The organism is Paenibacillus sp. UASWS1643, from assembly GCF_008693195.1.
GTDB classification, from domain to species: Bacteria; Bacillota; Bacilli; order Paenibacillales; family Paenibacillaceae; genus Paenibacillus; species Paenibacillus amylolyticus_B.
Window position 1 is genome coordinate 115,120 of sequence record NZ_VXKZ01000112.1, and the last position, 16,585, is coordinate 131,704.

At 47.1% G+C, this 16,585-nt stretch carries 14 protein-coding genes; 11 read left to right on the plus strand and 3 right to left on the minus strand.

All coding sequences use genetic code 11. The features are described 5' to 3' along the window. Nucleotides 1–125: 125 nt before the first annotated feature. Entirely contained in the window at nucleotides 126–1,076 is a 951-nt protein-coding gene (dnaI, locus tag FE296_RS19720) for a primosomal protein DnaI (RefSeq protein WP_150366065.1), read from the plus strand. Nucleotides 1,077–1,256: 180 nt separating this feature from the next. Here the strand turns inward: dnaI and FE296_RS19725 are convergent, their stop codons facing one another. Continuing rightward, the gene (locus tag FE296_RS19725; protein WP_017692450.1) at nucleotides 1,257–1,412 is read right to left on the minus strand and encodes a hypothetical protein; all 156 of its coding nucleotides are present in this window, start codon (nucleotides 1,410–1,412) and stop codon (nucleotides 1,257–1,259) included. A 263-nt stretch (nucleotides 1,413–1,675) separates the two neighbouring features. Here FE296_RS19725 and trxA point away from each other — a divergent pair, with 263 nt between their 5' ends. Together trxA and uvrC are read left to right on the plus strand one after the other, a co-directional pair. After that, the gene (gene trxA / locus FE296_RS19730) at nucleotides 1,676–1,993 is read left to right on the plus strand and encodes a thioredoxin (protein WP_017692451.1); all 318 of its coding nucleotides are present in this window, start codon (nucleotides 1,676–1,678) and stop codon (nucleotides 1,991–1,993) included. Nucleotides 1,994–2,481: 488 nt separating this feature from the next. Continuing rightward, nucleotides 2,482–4,569 carry an excinuclease ABC subunit UvrC gene (gene uvrC / locus FE296_RS19735; RefSeq protein ID WP_124117544.1) on the plus strand — a complete coding sequence of 696 codons (2,088 nt, stop codon included), beginning with the start codon at nucleotides 2,482–2,484 and terminating at the stop codon, nucleotides 4,567–4,569. Here uvrC and FE296_RS19740 read toward each other — a convergent pair. Next, nucleotides 4,538–6,235 carry a CPBP family intramembrane glutamic endopeptidase gene (locus tag FE296_RS19740; RefSeq protein WP_124117546.1) on the minus strand — a complete coding sequence of 566 codons (1,698 nt, stop codon included), beginning with the start codon at nucleotides 6,233–6,235 and terminating at the stop codon, nucleotides 4,538–4,540. The genes uvrC and FE296_RS19740 overlap by 32 nt on opposite strands. Before the next feature lie 444 nt (nucleotides 6,236–6,679). On the opposite strand from FE296_RS19740, the gene FE296_RS19745 reads away from it, so the two are divergent. Together FE296_RS19745 and FE296_RS19750 are read left to right on the plus strand one after the other, a co-directional pair. After that, nucleotides 6,680–7,999 (plus strand): TrkH family potassium uptake protein, encoded by a 1,320-nt coding sequence (locus FE296_RS19745; protein WP_411860592.1) that lies wholly within the window; start codon nucleotides 6,680–6,682, stop codon nucleotides 7,997–7,999. 53 nt (nucleotides 8,000–8,052) lie between these two features. Further along, the gene (locus tag FE296_RS19750; protein WP_091020848.1) at nucleotides 8,053–8,724 is read left to right on the plus strand and encodes a potassium channel family protein; all 672 of its coding nucleotides are present in this window, start codon (nucleotides 8,053–8,055) and stop codon (nucleotides 8,722–8,724) included. A gap of 60 nt (nucleotides 8,725–8,784) precedes the next feature. Here the strand turns inward: FE296_RS19750 and FE296_RS19755 are convergent, their stop codons facing one another. Continuing rightward, entirely contained in the window at nucleotides 8,785–9,708 is a 924-nt protein-coding gene (locus FE296_RS19755) for a LysR family transcriptional regulator (protein ID WP_124117550.1), read from the minus strand. Nucleotides 9,709–10,003: 295 nt separating this feature from the next. Between FE296_RS19755 and FE296_RS19760 the strand changes: the two genes are divergently transcribed. The 6 genes from FE296_RS19760 to FE296_RS19785 all read left to right on the plus strand — a co-directional run bounded on the left by FE296_RS19760 (nucleotide 10,004) and on the right by FE296_RS19785 (nucleotide 16,378). Beyond that, a complete protein-coding gene (locus FE296_RS19760) occupies nucleotides 10,004–10,672 on the plus strand; it encodes a succinate dehydrogenase cytochrome b558 subunit (protein WP_124117763.1) in 669 nt (222 codons plus the stop codon). Between the two features lie 43 nt (nucleotides 10,673–10,715). Further along, nucleotides 10,716–12,458: a succinate dehydrogenase flavoprotein subunit gene (gene sdhA, locus FE296_RS19765; protein WP_036673387.1), complete on the plus strand. Its 1,743-nt coding sequence runs from the start codon at nucleotides 10,716–10,718 to the stop codon at nucleotides 12,456–12,458. A 415-nt stretch (nucleotides 12,459–12,873) separates the two neighbouring features. After that, entirely contained in the window at nucleotides 12,874–13,638 is a 765-nt protein-coding gene (sdhB, locus tag FE296_RS19770) for a succinate dehydrogenase iron-sulfur subunit (RefSeq protein WP_036605794.1), read from the plus strand. Nucleotides 13,639–13,813: 175 nt separating this feature from the next. Then, the gene (locus tag FE296_RS19775; RefSeq protein WP_124117553.1) at nucleotides 13,814–14,788 is read left to right on the plus strand and encodes a metallophosphoesterase; all 975 of its coding nucleotides are present in this window, start codon (nucleotides 13,814–13,816) and stop codon (nucleotides 14,786–14,788) included. A gap of 57 nt (nucleotides 14,789–14,845) precedes the next feature. Continuing rightward, nucleotides 14,846–15,577, plus strand: a complete 732-nt coding sequence (locus FE296_RS19780) for a metallophosphoesterase family protein (protein WP_124117554.1) — start codon at nucleotides 14,846–14,848, stop codon at nucleotides 15,575–15,577. Between the two features lie 168 nt (nucleotides 15,578–15,745). Continuing rightward, complete coding sequence (locus FE296_RS19785) at nucleotides 15,746–16,378, plus strand: GNAT family N-acetyltransferase (protein ID WP_150366066.1); 633 nt, start codon at nucleotides 15,746–15,748, stop codon at nucleotides 16,376–16,378. Nucleotides 16,379–16,585 lie beyond the last annotated feature (207 nt).

The following is a 16,585-nucleotide window of genomic DNA, read 5'->3' on the forward strand; positions in this document are numbered from 1 at the left end:
TGGTTGTTTTTCTATAGAATGAACAGTAGAATTGCAAATGATCGAAAGTTCCTATGCCATCAAGATGGTCAGGGGTACACTTCAATTGTTCATTCTATATTGAAACATTAAGGGGGCTTGAAGCCATGGAATCCTTGGGAGGACTGCTTCAGCAGCTGAACCCTGCCTTTCGTGAGCAATCGCGGCGGATTGCGGCGGAATTGATGGAAAATCCGTACGTACGCGAATTCCGCGCAGGTCATCCTGAACTGCAAGATGCACAGCTCATGACCGATCTGAGCAAGCTGTTTCAGTACGCCAAAGACTCTAAGAACTGTGCGAATTGTCCGGGACTCGACAACTGTCCTAACGATTTTCAGGGCCACTTTTGCAAACTGGAAGTAGAACATTTTAACGGTAAACCCGAAATCATAGATATAAAGGCGCCTTGTTCCAAACATATCGCCCGGCAAAATGAACATGTCATTAAGCAACGCATTCGCAGTTTCTATGTGGACGAGCGTGCGCTCAGTGCTGGGTACAACGACGTTGAGATTATGGGCAAGGATCGGATGCGTGCTCCGGCAGTGAATCAGGTGCTTCGTTATATTAGGGAGACCAAGGAGAATGGATTATCTCCGCAAGGACTGTTTCTGGAAGGAACATTCGGGACAGGCAAGACGTTTCTGATGTGTTATCTGCTGCATGAACTGGCGGTTGCAGGCCATACGGGTGTCATCATCTATATGCCTGACTTTGTGGAGGATCTGAAATCCATGATCAGTGAAGGGCAGAAGCTGAAGGAAATGACGGATATTTTGAAAAGTTGTGATCTGCTCATCTTTGATGATATCGGGGCAGAGAATCTGAACCCTTGGGTTCGGGATCATGTGATGGGGTCTATTCTGAACTATCGGATGAATCGCAAACCTACGTTCTATACGTCCAATTACAATCTGGATGGGCTTGAAAAACATCTTAGTTTCACTAATCGGGACGGCGAGGAAATGAATAAAGGCCAGCGTCTCATGGACCGGATTCGTCCGTTTGTGGATGTCATCTCCGTTAGGGGTGAGAATCAGCGTGGCAAACGTTGAACCGATCTAATTGAACGAAATGGTTCTGAACCAGGTTAATCTTCAGATTATCTGTGAAGTTTACGATTTAGAAGCTGAGCTGATTGCAATCCAAAGCTAAAGTAGTCCCAAAAAAAGCCTGGCTTTCGCATTGTCGCGAAAACCGGGCTTTTCTGGTCCTGCGTGAGACCTGTGAGTGTCCTATTCGGTGAGGAATTTGAAGATAACCATACCGAAAAAGATCACTGTCATCAGGCCGGCCATGCCCGCAACACCCGCGATCAGATCAAATAGATCGTTGCGGGGTTCCTCGTTCACATGTTCACGCGGGTCGCTGATCCGCACATTTGCATCCATGTTATTGCCTCCTTATGGGGAAACAGCTTGCCCGTATGGGGGCTGAAACCCGGAGTAATTTTAGTATACTTGGAAAAGAAAGCGTTTGTAAAGATTTTGAAGTTGGTATGCCACATCCTGTAATTGTGAAGATTTGATGTTGGGAAGATGAACATTGCAGCGTTCAATTCACAAGTTTGACGTACCTGTGTTATACTGGAAGTGTCGTTCACGACGTTACAGGTTAAAATAAAACCGTAAGTATATATAAGGAGGACAATTTCATGGCTATTGTTAACGTATCCGATCAATCCTTCAACGCTGAAGTAGAAGGCGAAGGAACGGTTCTTGTTGATTTCTGGGCGCCTTGGTGTGGTCCTTGTAAAATGCTCGCTCCAATCCTGGAAGAGCTGTCCACAGAAGTTGGCGATGCAGTGAAAATTGCTAAAGTTAACGTGGATGAAAATCCGGAATCTGCTTCCCGCTTTGGCGTAATGAGCATTCCAACTTTGATCTTCTTCAAAGACGGTCAACCGGTAGATAAAGTGGTTGGTCTGAACTCGAAAGATGCGCTCAAAGGAATTATCGCAAAACACCAATAATTTACAGGCTTACACATACGCCTCCGGTTTACATGCCGGGGGCGTTTTGCGTCGAATACCTTTATATAGGACAATATAAAGTATACTATTTATATAAAATGAAACTGGAAATTTACATGATAACGGAGAAGACAGAAATGAGCTGTAGAAGCATAGCCGTTGCAATTTTTATCCGAGTTTCACCTTTAATATGTTTTGGACTAATTACTCACACAATAGCGGAGAGAACAGAAAAAACCTGAAAAAGCGAAGCGGTCGCCTTTATCACCGGATTTTCCCTTTTAAAAAAGGGAATCAAAAAAATCTGGGATAACAGCGATTGGAAGGTTGTTCTGTTATCGTAGTGTCAGTGTGAATTATCTTTAGTTTAACTGATATAAAGGTATTAAAATTCTTGTATTACGGCGATCAAAAGATCATTTTGTCATCGGAGTAACTCATGTAACGTGAGGATTTCAGCTTTTTCGGGAAGGAGGATTCACCGAATTATGGATCAATTCATGAATGATTTGCAGGATCAGGAGAAGGCATTGGAGCAGATTCGTCACAAGCTCGCTTTGCTGCCAGATATGTCTGGATGTTACCTGATGAAGAATAGTGAAGGCACCATTATCTATGTAGGTAAGGCTAAAGTTCTGAAGAACCGCGTACGCTCTTATTTTATCGGTAGTCATAACGGAAAGACTCAGCGACTGGTCTCCGAAATCCGTGATTTTGAATATATCGTGACAGGCAGTAACATGGAAGCACTCATTCTGGAGTGTAACCTGATCAAGAAACATATGCCGCGGTACAACGTGTTGCTTAAGGATGACAAAACATTCCCGTATCTTAAAATTACAAATGAAAAGCACCCCCGGCTGGAAGTAACCCGGCGTGTGCTGAAAGATAAAGCCAAATATTTCGGACCTTATCCGAACTCATATGCGGCACATCAAACGAAAAAACTGCTCGACCGCATGTATCCACTGCGCAAATGTGGTGTAATGCCCAAAGAAGTGTGCCTGTACTATCACATGGGACAGTGTCTCGCCCCTTGTGTGAAGGAAGTGGAGAAGGAGCAGTACGACCAGATTTCCCAAGAGATTGGTTCATTTCTGAGCGGTGGTCACGAAGAGATCAAGAAGGATTTGCAGCGTAAGATGCAAGAGGCTGCGGAGGATCTTTATTTTGAACGTGCCAAGGAGCTGCGCGATCAGGTAATCGCCATCGATGCAATGATGGAAAAACAGAAAATTACGATGGCCGATGCCAGAGACCGTGATGTATTTGGTTTTGCCATTGATAAAGGCTGGATGTGTGTCCAGATACTATATATGCGTCAGGGTAAAATGATTGAACGTCACGTATCTACCTTCCCGTTCTACGGTGAGGCGTACAGTGACTTCATGTCCTATGTAACGCAATATTACAGCGATAATCCGGCATTGCCACAAGAAATTTTGTTGCCGGAAATGCCCAAGGATCTTGCAACGGATAACGACAGTTTGGATATGTTATCTGTTGATGATGGATCGGTACCTGCCGCAGTTACGGTAGAGTTTGAGCAGGCGGGACAAGTGGAGCACAGTAACGCTTCCCAGCCACTGGTTGCTGAGGCTCGTGCAGCTTACGGAGGTTCCACTGAGGCAGAAGGTGAACAACCTGACAGTATGCAAGAGGATGCTCCAACAATGGACTCAACTGATTCAACTGAAAAGCTCCCAGCAGGTCTGGAAGACCCAACTCAAGTTGCCGCTGCTTTACAAGAGTGGTTGGAGATCAAAGTGCTCATCCCGCAACGTGGATTGAAACGCCAGATGATCACCATGGCCGTGGATAACGCACGTGTGGCATTGGAAGAGAAGTTCCGTTTGATTGAGCGAAATGAAGAACGTACATCCAAAGCTGCCGAAGGACTGGGACGTTTTATTGGACTGGATCAGCTTCACCGTATTGAAGCGTTTGATAACTCGAACATCCAGGGTACAAACCCGGTATCTGCCATGATCGTATTTACCGATGGTAAACCGGATAAGAAGGAATATCGGAAGTACAAGGTCCGTTCGGTTGAAGGACCGGATGACTATGAAACGATGAGAGAAGTCATCCGTCGCCGTTACGAGCGGGTATTAAAAGAAAATCTGCCCCAGCCTGACCTGATTGTGGTCGATGGTGGTAAAGGACAGATCTCGGCTGCGGTTGATATTTTGGAAAATGAGCTGGGGCTGTTTATTCCGGTATGTGGTCTGGTGAAGGATGCGAAGCATAAGACTTCACAGTTGATGATCGGCAATCCACCGGAAGTCATCTCCCTGCCTCGGGATAGTCAGGAATTCTACCTGTTGCAGCGGATACAGGAAGAGGTCCACCGTTTTGCGATCTCGTTCCACCGGGAACAGCGTGGCAAATCGATGGTGACATCACGTTTGGATGCCATTCCGGGTATTGGAGAGAAGCGGCGTAAGCTACTGTTGAAGCATTTTGGCTCTTTGCGCAAAATAAAAGAGGCCAGCGTCGAAGACTTCCGGCCTCTATCTATTGGTGACAAACTGGCAAATCAGATTATTGCAGCACTTCGTGATGAGGAGTCGTAACATACGGCTTCTCTTTTTGTTTTGGATTCAATTTGTAGACCACATATCCAACAATGGCCGGGAGTACAATCCAGAAGAGTCCCGCAGCCATATTCAGAGCATCGCCCATAAAGACCAAGCTGAGTCCCATCAACAAGCTGTCGAAGATCACATGGGCGAATACAACGGCAATGAAGCCGTGGCGCAGCATGATCAGACTGAACAGCAATCCAATCACCATCAGCTCAATGGGACGGGTGATTACTGGATAGATTGGATACAATGTGTGTCCAAGTGCCCAAATGATGGTTGGGATCAGACAGGCAATAAACGTGTTACGCACAATCTTCTGCATCATGCGAATGCCGAACAGTCGATAAACAGTTTCTTCACCAATACCGGCCATCCAGGCCATGATCGGGAAGAGCCAGGCATAGGACATATTAAATGTAGATTGATCTGCTGACGTCGTTGACCAAGTGCCGATGCTTCGCTCCAGAATGAAGAACAGGATGGATTGCACACCCAGTAGAATGAATGCCCACAGGTAACCAGCATACATACTGTGAAGTACATATTTTCCATATCCGGGTTCTTTGGCGCGAGGCCATGGGTTTAGACCTATTTTACGCCACATGCCGTCACCGGCAACAAGGGACAGATAGATGGTTGCACTCATGACCAGTGTAATACCCGTCTGCATTAACATCAGGAACGCTAACATGAAGCTGGAGAGCCCTTGTGCCTGAAAGAGTGGAATCATGTTCAGCGTACCAATTACCGAAGCTGCGAAATACACCAGTGAGAGAATGATCCCGCGTTTGAAAGATGTATGTGCTCGGGTCAGAATGCTATAGATGATTGCCAGCACGCCCAGTACAAAGGTCAGGAATGCATAGCCGCCATAAGTCATCCAATTGGCTTGACGCGTTTGATCTTTCACATAATCAGTATGGGATTCCGGGACCGAGAAGCCAGGATCGAACGATCGTACCGCACCCTCTTCAAACGTAAAATTCAGTTCAAGCTTGGAGTCTCCGATGGCTTTTGCAGAATCTGTATATTTCAGACCCGCTTCACCATCGCGAGTATCCAATTGAAGTGTTGGCACTTCATAACCGAATTCAGTCAGAACACCAGCAGCGAGCTGTTGTTTCTCGTCCAGAGATATATTGCCTTCAGCAAGTACTTGCGATGTGGTCACTCGTCCACTAACCTGCTCCGCCTCAATGGCGGTATAGAGGGAAGAAGGCAGTTCCCGTTTGAAGCCGACCACTTTTCCTGTTTTCATATGTACGTCAACATTAAGATATCCGCCTTTGTCCTGATCAGGCAAACGAACGCGGAATACATCGTAAGGATAGCTTGTTTCCCATTTCTGGTTATAGGTATCAAGTTGTTTGGTTTTGGCCATATACCCGTAGATATCGGAATGAGTCTGGTAGGTTACCAGGGTTTTTTCATCATCATTTGGCAGTGTATAGTCATTCACAGAAGCTGCGAATGATCGTGCGGATTGCGTCGCCTGCTCCTTGGTTATGAAGGACGTGGACGGAATTTCTGTCGTTTGTGATGAGGTAGCAGGAAAGATCTGAAATACAAAAAATAGAATCAGGCCAATCGCCGCAAACAACCCCAGCCGCTTGAAGTTAGCCTTGAGTTGCAAAGGCTGCCCTAAGGGATTCATGTAATGTTGTTCCTCCTTATTTAATATGGATATTAAAGTTAACATAGCACAGGCCAAGCACCGAATGCCAATGATGTAACGAAAACAGGTGTAAATCCTTGAAAATGAATGAAAAGGACCGAATGAATCTGATCCATCCGTCGCCATATCTGAGTTCTTCCCTTTTTGGCTGAATTCGATGCTATTTACACAAAAAACGTTTTGTCTACAAACGTCGCAGCGCTTATAATTTTGAAGCAAATGTGCAATGATTCGCATGTCTTTTGCCCAACAAGGGAACGAATAGAATATATTCCAACTTCATTATATATGTCGTTTTAATCTGAATCATACTTGTTTAACGTTTGGCAACAGCATTTCAAATGAAGAATGCTCCACGGGTGTGGAGTTATTTTCATTTTAGAATAGGTGGAAGATACTCAAGTGAAACTGAATGTTCAATGGATGCGTCTATCGCCACCCCGTATTCTTGTGTTAGGGTTTGCTGGCATCATATTGGTAGGCACACTGTTGTTAATGCTTCCGGCATCCAACCGTAACGGTGACAGTCTTGCATTTATTGATGCGCTCTTTACAGCAACTTCGGCTGTTTGTGTCACTGGTTTGGTTGTGGTTGATACAGGGACTCATTTCTCGGTGCTTGGTCAGGTTGTGATCGCGATTCTGATTCAGATTGGCGGACTGGGCTTCATGACAATGTCCACGTTGGTTGCCATTGCGTTCAAACGGCGGATCTCGCTTAGAGAGCGGTTGATTCTACAGGAAGCGATGAACCAGAGCACGATGGAGGGAATCGTCCGGCTGATTCGGAAAGTTGTGATTTACTCACTCATTATCGAAGGCATATGTGGCACACTGTTTGCCATCCGCTGGTCGTTCGACATGCCAGTCGGACAGGCGATCTATTATGGCTATTGGCATGCGATCTCCATGTTCAACAATGCGGGCTTTGATATGTTTGGGGAATTCCGCAGTCTGACCGGTTATGTGTATGACCCGTTGGTTAATTTTACAGCGATGTTCCTGATTGTCTCTGGCGGTATTGGTTTTGTAGTGCTGTCAGACCTGGTGGATTACCGCAAAACGCGGAAGCTGTCTCTGCACTCCAAAGTTGTACTGTTAATGACTGGATTGTTAATTGTGTTTGGTGCACTTGTCATTTTCGTATTTGAATTTAGCAATCCGCGGACACTGGGTGGCCTGAACTGGGGTGGCAAAATTCTCGGTTCATTCTTCCAGTCCATTACGCCGCGAACAGCAGGAGCCAATACGGTAGATATTGCCGGACTCAGACAGGCAACACAGTTCTTTATGATCATTCTGATGTTCATTGGTGCTTCGCCGGGTTCTACCGGAGGCGGGATCAAAACAACGACATTTATGATTATGGCTGGAGCGGTCATCGCCATGATGCGTGGACGTGAAGATATCGTGTTTTTCCGCTATCGGCTTGTACAGGAGCGGATTTTCAAGGCGCTTACCATTACATTGCTGGCGCTTTTGTTCATCATAGCTGTAACGATGGCACTGAGTACCACAGAAGACGCCAGTTTTATGATGATCTTATTTGAAACGACATCAGCCTTTGGTACCGTGGGATTATCGCTCGGACTGACGCTGAAGCTGACTACATTGGGCAAGCTCCTGATCTGTTTTACGATGTTTGCAGGAAGGCTTGGACCGATCACATTAGCGTATGCACTTGGGCAGAAAAAGGGTAAAGAGTTATACAGGTATCCGGAAGGCAAAATGATTATTGGATAAATCTATTTTAGTGAGTTATGAAATTGATTTGGATAAGGGGTTCGTGAAGAACAATGAAAACACAGCAGTTTGCCGTGATTGGGCTTGGGCGGTTTGGCTCCAGTCTGGCACAGGAATTAATGGAACTCGGCTACGAGGTGCTTGGAATCGATAAAAATGAAGAAGTCGTCGAAGACATGAGTGAATTGGTCACCCATGCCGTTGTAGCGGATGCCACAGATGAGGAAGTGTTGCGCTCTCTGGGTATTCGCAATTTTGATTGTGGTATCGTAGCCATCGGAGATGATATTCAGACGAGCATTCTCACCGCGATTCTGTTAAAAGAGCTGGGCGTCAAGACGGTCGTGGCCAAGGCCATATCCGTCCTTCACGGACGAGCATTGGATAAACTGGGGATTGATCGTGTCGTTTATCCTGAGCGGGATATGGGCATTCGGGTTGCCCACCAGCTGGTTACCCCGAACTTGCTGGATTACATTGAATTATCCAATGATTACAGTATTGTCGAGATGAAGGTTCCCGCCTGTCTGCACAACAAAACACTTTCAACCCTGAATGCACGTGTACGTTTTGGTTGCAGCATTGTAGCGTTACAGAAAGAAGCCGGGGTCATTATCGCTCCGACGGCACTGGATTCGCTTCAAATGGGGGATATCATGGTCATTATTGGTAATAATGCAGATATCGACCGATTTGAAGAAGAGGTTATCAGCCAGGAGAGCTGATAATTAAGATGAGTTAAATATGGAAGCCAGGCGTCAGAGCCTGGCTGATTCAGATCAAAGCTAAGGCGTCGTAGTCCTCCGTGAGGGCAATGGCGCCTTTGCTGTAAATAGTGCAGCCGTCTCCTTGACCCATTGTCTGGAGGTCTCGCTGAGGTCCTCTTTTTCCCCATAGATCATACAGGTTGTTCTGCGGGTTTGCTGTAATTGAGGCAAATGAACAGAAACAAGATCATTGTCTGCAAGCAATTGTGGACGAAGATATGACTTGGGCAATAGAGCAGCAGCTTTGGCGGAAGGCAGGAGGCGGATGATCGCTTCAAAGGAATCAATCTCCATGCGAATATCCGGCATCACGGCACAGCGCTGGAAGAGATCGTCCGTTAATTTGCGGTACCAGGTGCCTTTGGAGAACGTGATCATCGGCAGATCCTGCAAATGCTCCATCCCGGCTTCCTTACCGGACAAGGGGTGTGTGAGCGGCACAACCAGCTCCAGGTGATCGTCAAAGAGCGGCACACAGTTAAGCCCCACTTCGCTGATGGAGGAGGCGACAATGCCCACATCGGCTTTTTTGTCACGCACAAACGACACAATCTCATGTGTTTTACCCGTCAACAATTTCAGTTCGGCATTTGGATGTTTCTCCATAAAGGCATTGACGAGAGGTGGTAACGTAGTTTGAAGCGTCGTCAGACTGGCTCCGAGTGTAATGGTGCTCTGTTCTTCGTCTTTATATTGGGCCAGCATGGTGAGGAACTTCTGTTGCTGCTGCTTCTGTTCTACAGCGTAGGTATAGGTGAATTGGCCCACACTGGTTAACTCCAGCCGTTTGCCACGGCGGTGGAACAGGGCAACCCCGAGTTCATCCTCCAATTTGGAAATTTTCCGTGAGAGTGCGGGTTGGGACAAGTTCAGTAACTTGGATGCACGGTTCAGGCTGGACTGCTCCACGACCGCTGCAAATGCATTTAACTCCTCAAACATGAACAATAACCTCTTTTCCATGAATGTGATTCTTGCCCTTGCTTAATCGTTTTCCATGTTGTATGGCCTGTAAACCCAATGTTTCACTGCTTATACCTATAGGGTATAACATTTAATAATTATATTGCAATTCCCTTATAAGAAAAAAAGGAGTAACATGAATCGTGACACAAGTTGTTCACACCTGGGGAAAACGGAACAATTTGTCGAACCTTTTCATGGAAAAGGATTCGTGTCATGATAAGTGAAATCATTTATGAAAACGTTGTATTTAGCGAAAGGGGATCGACATTTTATGAAAGGGTTTTACTCCAGAAAGCTGCACTCCTTGCTTGGCGTCATTCCGCTCAGTCTGTTCTTTGCTGAGCATTTGGTGACAAACTTCACAGCAGTTGAAGGCGGCAAAGAAGCTTTTTACGGTGCCGTTGCATTTCTGAACGGTTTGCCTCTTGTTATTGTGATCGAGGCGTTACTTATCTGGCTGCCGTTGTTCTATCACGGTGTTTATGGTCTTTATATTGCCTATCAGGCCAAGCCTAACGTGGGCCGTTTCGGCAATGAGCGCAACTGGCGTTACACGTTGCAGAGGATAAGCGGTATCATTACGTTTGTATTCGTCATCTGGCACGTATGGGAAACGCGTGTACAGATTGCGCTGGGAAACGTATCCCATGAAGAGATTGGCGGCGTCATACATGATGCGGTGACGAATCCGATAACCTTTGCGATATATATGATCAGTGTGGTTGCGGCATCATATCACTTTGCCAATGGTCTGTGGTCGTTCCTCGTTAGCTGGGGAATTACAGTTGGTCCGCGTGCGCAGCGTGTATCCTCTTACGTATGTATGAGCTTGTTCGCAATTGTTTCCATCATGTTTATTGCTTCACTATTTGCTTTCCGGAGCATTGATTTCCAGGTAGCAACTTCAATGATTGACGCAGTAAAAACAGTTCTAATTTAAGCATTTAGTGTATAAATGCTGACTTATAAGGGAGTGAACAGCAATGGCATCAACGAATGTAATTATTGTGGGCGGCGGTCTCGCGGGATTGATGGCGGCGATCAAATCGGCTGAAGCCGGAGTCCATGTTCATTTATTTTCACTGGTTCCTGTTAAACGATCCCACTCTGTATGCGCACAAGGCGGCATTAACGGAGCGGTAAATACCAAGGGTGAGGGTGACTCCCCGTGGGTACACTTTGACGATACGGTATACGGCGGTGACTTCCTTGCGAACCAACCTCCTGTTAAAGCGATGTGCGAAGCGGCACCAGGCATCATTCACTTGATGGACCGTATGGGCGTAATGTTCAACCGGACACCGGAAGGTTTGCTTGATTTCCGTCGTTTCGGGGGAACGAAGCATCACCGTACAGCGTTTGCCGGAGCGACAACAGGACAACAATTGCTCTATGCATTAGACGAGCAGGTACGTCGCTGGGAAGCAGCTGGCCTGGTTACGAAATATGAGAACTGGGAGTTCCTGCAGGCGGTTTTGGATGATGAAGGCGTATGTCGCGGGATCGTGGCTCAGGATCTGAAAACGATGAAGGTACAGACCTTCCCGGCAGAAGCGGTTATTCTGGCGAGTGGTGGTCCGGGGATTATCTTCGGTAAAACGACCAACTCTGTAATTAACACAGGTACAGCGGCAAGTGCGGTGTATCAACAAGGTGTAAATTACGCCAACGGGGAGTTCATTCAGATTCACCCGACAGCCATTCCAGGGGATGACAAGCTGCGTCTCATGTCTGAATCCGCGCGTGGTGAAGGTGGACGGATCTGGACGTACAAAGACGGAAAACCTTGGTACTTCCTTGAAGAAAAATATCCATCCTACGGTAACCTGGTTCCACGTGATATCGCGACTCGTGAAATCTTCAGCGTCTGCGTAGATATGGGTCTGGGTGTGAACGGTGAGAACATGGTTTATCTCGACCTGTCTCATAAAGATCCAAAGGAACTGGATGTTAAACTCGGCGGAATCATTGAAATCTATGAGAAGTTCATGGGTGATGACCCGCGTAAAATCCCAATGAAAATCTTCCCGGCAGTCCATTATTCCATGGGCGGCATGTGGGTAGATTACAATCAAATGACTAATATTCCGGGGCTGTTCGCAGCTGGTGAATGTGAATATCAATACCATGGTGCGAACCGTCTGGGTGCAAACTCATTGGTATCTGCGATCTATGGTGGTATGGTGGCTGGACCAAAAGCGGCTGAATATATCAAAGGACTTAAAAAATCGTCTGCTGATATCCCATCTTCCGTATTCGAGAAACACACCAAACAACAAAGCGACAAATACGAAGGTATCTTGAAAATGCAGGGCACGGAAAATGCCTATGTCATTCATAAAGAGCTTGGCGAGTGGATGACAGCCAACATGACGGTTGTGCGCTACAACGACAAGCTTGAAGCCACGATTGGCAAGATCAAGGAATTGAAAGAGCGTTATGGCAAAATCAACATGTATGACAGCTCCGGTTGGAATAACCCGAGCGCAGCATTCACCCGCCAACTGTGGAACATGATTGAATTGGCAGAAGCAATGACTCTCGGCGCACTGCTCCGTAATGAAAGCCGCGGCGCGCATTACAAACCGGAATTCACGGAACGTAATGACGAAGAGTTCCTGAAAACGACCATCGCAAGCTGGTCGAAGGAAGGCCCGAAAATCTCGTACGAGCCAGTAGACGTATCCCTGATCCCACCACGTATCCGGGATTACTCCAAGGATTAAATATCACGGATTTATTTATAAGGTTAAATATTAAGCACCTGAACGAAGAGGCAGGAGAACTTTGAAGAAGCAGAGCTTCTTCAAAGTTACTGCCATTAACGTGAGGGAAATGCCCAGAAGAAGCAAGGGCTTAACGATGCTTCAGAACTTGAATACTGCCCATCCAGCATGAGTGGAATGCAGTTTCCAGCAAAGTGACTCAGTGCACGACGTAGCGGAGGAAGCGGAAATGCCCAGAAGAAGCGAAGCTCTCGCCTTTATCACCGGATTTTAACCCTGGGAAGGGTTGATCAAAAAATCCGGGGATAACAGCGATCAGAGGGGCATTCCGCTGACGAAGCGTCTGCCGTGCACCAAACCAGTAACTTTGCGCATCAGCAATACAATCATCGTCACCAGAGGAGGGGACAACGATATGGCGGAACAAGCTACAGCCAACAAAACCGTCAAGTTTATCATCACCCGTCAGGACAGCCCGGAGTCATCTTCGTACAACGAAGAATTTGAGCTTCCGTACCGTCCCAACATGAATGTGATCAGCGCCCTGATGGAGATTCAGCGGAACCCGGTCAATACAGATGGCAAATCCATTGCTCCCGTGTGCTGGGATTCCAACTGTCTCGAAGAAGTCTGCGGTGCCTGCTCCATGGTCATCAACGGCAAGCCACGTCAAGCATGTGCAGCCCTGATCGACAAGCTCGAACAGCCTGTTCGTATCGAACCGATGAAGACATTCCCGGTGGTGCGTGACCTGGTCATCGACCGTAGCCGGATGTTTAGCGCCCTGAAACGCGTAAAAGCATGGATTCCGATCGATGGTACCTATGACCTCGGTCCAGGTCCACGGATGCCTGAGAAGAAGCGTCAGTGGGCATATGAGCTGTCCAAATGTATGACATGTGGTGTATGTCTGGAGGCATGCCCGAACGTCAATGAGAAAACAGACTTTATCGGTCCAGCAGCACTGTCCCAAGTGCGCCTGTTTAACGCTCACCCAACAGGGGAGATGAATGCCGATGATCGCCTGGAAGCGTTGATGGAAGACGGAGGCATTGAGGGCTGTGGTAACTCACAGAACTGCGTGCAATCCTGTCCAAAAGGCATTCCACTGACAACCTCCATTGCCGAAATGAACAAACAAACGACCAAGCATATGTTCAAACGCTGGTTGGGTGTATAAACTCGTCATAACATGTGCAGAAGTGTAATCTGCAACTTAGAAGAAGTCGTGATCCCGTGCAGCAACATGCCGGAGATCCCGACTTCTTTTTGTAATGAAGCAGAGGAACCGGGCTACCCATGCAGAATATGGTATACTAAGGGGATGGATTAAGAGCGTAGAAGGAGGGGGAGATATGGCAGAGACACCGCGTCAGGGCAGCAACAACTCGCCGTCCCAGCGCTCGCACAAAGCACCAGGCGCAGAAGAGTCTGTGTTTCCTGGGGAAGAAAAGGATCATGATCCCTCTCGCCGAAGTTTCTTATTGCGCATGGTTTTGATGACAGCGGGTGCCAGTTTGCTTACAGGAGGTTATGCCTGGCTATGGGAACCGCGTCGTTTGGAGATCAAGCAAGTGGAGCTGAAACTTCCGAAGTTTCCAAAGGCATTTGACGGTTTGCGTATAGTTCAGTTCAGCGATGCCCATCTTGGTTTTCATACCGGGGTGAAAGAGCTGAAGAAGCTGGCAGCAACGATTGAGGAGCAGCAACCGGACTTGATTTGTTTTACCGGAGACATCGTCGAGAGGGAAGCAGAGCCGATGCGTGAATGTATTCCGGTACTCGCCTCCATGCAAGCGAAGTATGGCAAATTTGCTGTTTTGGGGAATCATGATTATCGGGGCGGACAGCAGAATGAAGTGACAACCATGTTCCGTGAAGCCGGATTCACTTTGTTACGGAACGAACATGTGGTGATTGAACAAGGAGGCGAACGTCTGGCCATAGCTGGCCTGGATGACGCACTTACAGGCAGGCCAGATCCTGCCCAAGCCATCAAGGGATTGGATCATGATGTGTGGAAATTGTTACTTATGCATGAACCGGATTATGCCGACATTGCCACTCCCTATGGTTTCGGATTACAACTTTCCGGTCATAGCCATGGTGGACAGGTGCGTTTTCCCTGGATCGGGGCACTGACAACTCCGCGAGGTTCACACAAGTATGTTCAAGGATTGTATTACACGGATGTCCAGGGGGTATATTACAGCACCCAGACACAAATGCCTGTGTATGTGAATCGTGGTTTTGGCATGACTCAACTGCCGATTCGTTTTCTGTGCAGACCAGAATTAACGGTTTTTGAGCTTAAAGGATCAACAACATAAAAGAATATAAGATGAATATACAACATAAAGGATTCAACATGAATGGAGGTTATCCAGATGGAAAGAATTGCGATTGTATCCGACATTCATGGCAACATGACTGCCTGGGAAGCAGTGTTAAAAGATATCCGAAGTCGTGGCGTGGAGCGAATCTTTTGTCTTGGTGACCTCGTGGGCAAGGGGCCAGAACCGGTACAGGTTGTGGATCAGGTGAGAGCAACGTGCGAACTTGTCATCCGTGGCAATTGGGATGAACTGGTTGCGGTTAACCAAGACAACGAGAACTTTACGTGGCAAGCAGAACGGTTGGGTGAGGAACGATTGACGTACTTGGCGGGCCTACCCTTCAGTCATCAATTTCAACTGAGCGGTCGCACCATCCGTCTGGTCCATGCTTCACCTCAAAGTGTGTACCATCGTGTACAGCCGTGGGATGCGATGGAAAAGAGGTTGGCAATGTTTGATCCTCCGGCTGATGAGCCTGAGCAAGGTGTTGCAGATGTTGTAGGTTATGGGGATGTGCATAATGCATACTTGCAGTATATGAACGGCAAGTTACTGTTTAATGCAGGCAGTGTTGGTAATCCACTCGATCTTCCACAGGCTTCCTACTGCATTCTGGAGGGTGAAGACAGCAACGATAACAATACCTCATTCAATGTTCAATTTGTGCGGGTGCCTTATGATATTGAGCAAGAAGTACAGGTCGCACAGTCGGCGAATGTTCCTGCATTGGATTTCTATATTCGTGAGATTCGTACGGGTATCTATCGCGGGCTGCAGGAGTAGTCAGCATCTGGGTCTTTTAGCGTGAGGAATTGAATGTTGCAATATATTAATACTAAAATGCGAATACTAAAGTTCGTGGATCAGTTCAAATGGTATTACGCCGGATCATCATCAGAGCATGCTTGTCTTACCGGACTAGAGCCCGTTTAGGCAAAAGGAGCGATTGTCATGCTTACCCGAAAAATGCTGGTTCAAGGTCTGCCGGCTTTGTGGACAGAGCGCCTTGTCCTGCGATCATTACGTCAAAGTGATTACAGCACATTATCGGAACTCTTTTCCAATCCTCAAGTCATAAGATATGTGAATAGGGGAAGCCAGCCCACGCCAATCAGGGCGAGACGGTTATTGAACCAGATACGGAGCAGCAGCACCAAGCTGGATTCGTTACATTATGGGATCTGCTGGAGAGGCAAGGAACAGGTGATTGGGATCACCTCATTTCAACACTGGAATGATCAGAATGGTACCGCACAGATTGGTTATATCCTGAACAGGTCCTGTTGGGGCAGGGGTGTGGCTACCGAGGCGGTACAGCGGCTGCTGCAGTTTGGATTTGACGATCTTCATCTGGGGAGGGTGGAAGCACGTTGTTATGAGGCCAATGTTTCTTCACAACGGGTGTTAAACAAAATAGGGATGTCCTATGAGCGGAGTCTTCCCTCGTTCGGACTGCATGATGAGGATGACGAGGGATCAGAATCCCTGATGGATGTTAAAGTGTACAGTATGTACCGGGAACAATACGCCCGCCCGCTACAGGAAAAAGACCTGCAAACCCTGGTATCTGACAAGCCGCAATGACATAAAGTAAGAGTAGTCAAACCTGAATGAATCGAACTTCAATCATTTGTTACACAATTGAAATATAGCTGCAATTGAACTCTAACAGACAGGGGGTAAACTTATCTCATGACCCCCTTTTTGATAATAGATAATGCTGTTGGGACCCGCGCGAGCGGGTTCATTTTTTTGTCCATATAAGTTAACTGTGGAGCATTTACACTGGCC

Excerpts from the sequence above, each read along its gene's own strand:
- dnaI (WP_150366065.1), top strand. The coding sequence starts at position 126 with ATGGAATCCTTGGGAGGACTGCTTCAGCAGCTGAACCCTGCCTTTCGT.
- FE296_RS19725 (WP_017692450.1), bottom strand. The coding sequence starts at position 1,412 with ATGGATGCAAATGTGCGGATCAGCGACCCGCGTGAACATGTGAACGAG.
- trxA (WP_017692451.1), top strand. The coding sequence starts at position 1,676 with ATGGCTATTGTTAACGTATCCGATCAATCCTTCAACGCTGAAGTAGAA.
- uvrC (WP_124117544.1), top strand. The coding sequence starts at position 2,482 with ATGGATCAATTCATGAATGATTTGCAGGATCAGGAGAAGGCATTGGAG.
- FE296_RS19740 (WP_124117546.1), bottom strand. The coding sequence starts at position 6,235 with ATGAATCCCTTAGGGCAGCCTTTGCAACTCAAGGCTAACTTCAAGCGG.
- FE296_RS19745 (WP_411860592.1), top strand. The coding sequence starts at position 6,680 with ATGCGTCTATCGCCACCCCGTATTCTTGTGTTAGGGTTTGCTGGCATC.
- FE296_RS19750 (WP_091020848.1), top strand. The coding sequence starts at position 8,053 with ATGAAAACACAGCAGTTTGCCGTGATTGGGCTTGGGCGGTTTGGCTCC.
- FE296_RS19755 (WP_124117550.1), bottom strand. The coding sequence starts at position 9,708 with ATGTTTGAGGAGTTAAATGCATTTGCAGCGGTCGTGGAGCAGTCCAGC.
- FE296_RS19760 (WP_124117763.1), top strand. The coding sequence starts at position 10,004 with ATGAAAGGGTTTTACTCCAGAAAGCTGCACTCCTTGCTTGGCGTCATT.
- sdhA (WP_036673387.1), top strand. The coding sequence starts at position 10,716 with ATGGCATCAACGAATGTAATTATTGTGGGCGGCGGTCTCGCGGGATTG.
- sdhB (WP_036605794.1), top strand. The coding sequence starts at position 12,874 with ATGGCGGAACAAGCTACAGCCAACAAAACCGTCAAGTTTATCATCACC.
- FE296_RS19775 (WP_124117553.1), top strand. The coding sequence starts at position 13,814 with ATGGCAGAGACACCGCGTCAGGGCAGCAACAACTCGCCGTCCCAGCGC.
- FE296_RS19780 (WP_124117554.1), top strand. The coding sequence starts at position 14,846 with ATGGAAAGAATTGCGATTGTATCCGACATTCATGGCAACATGACTGCC.
- FE296_RS19785 (WP_150366066.1), top strand. The coding sequence starts at position 15,746 with ATGCTTACCCGAAAAATGCTGGTTCAAGGTCTGCCGGCTTTGTGGACA.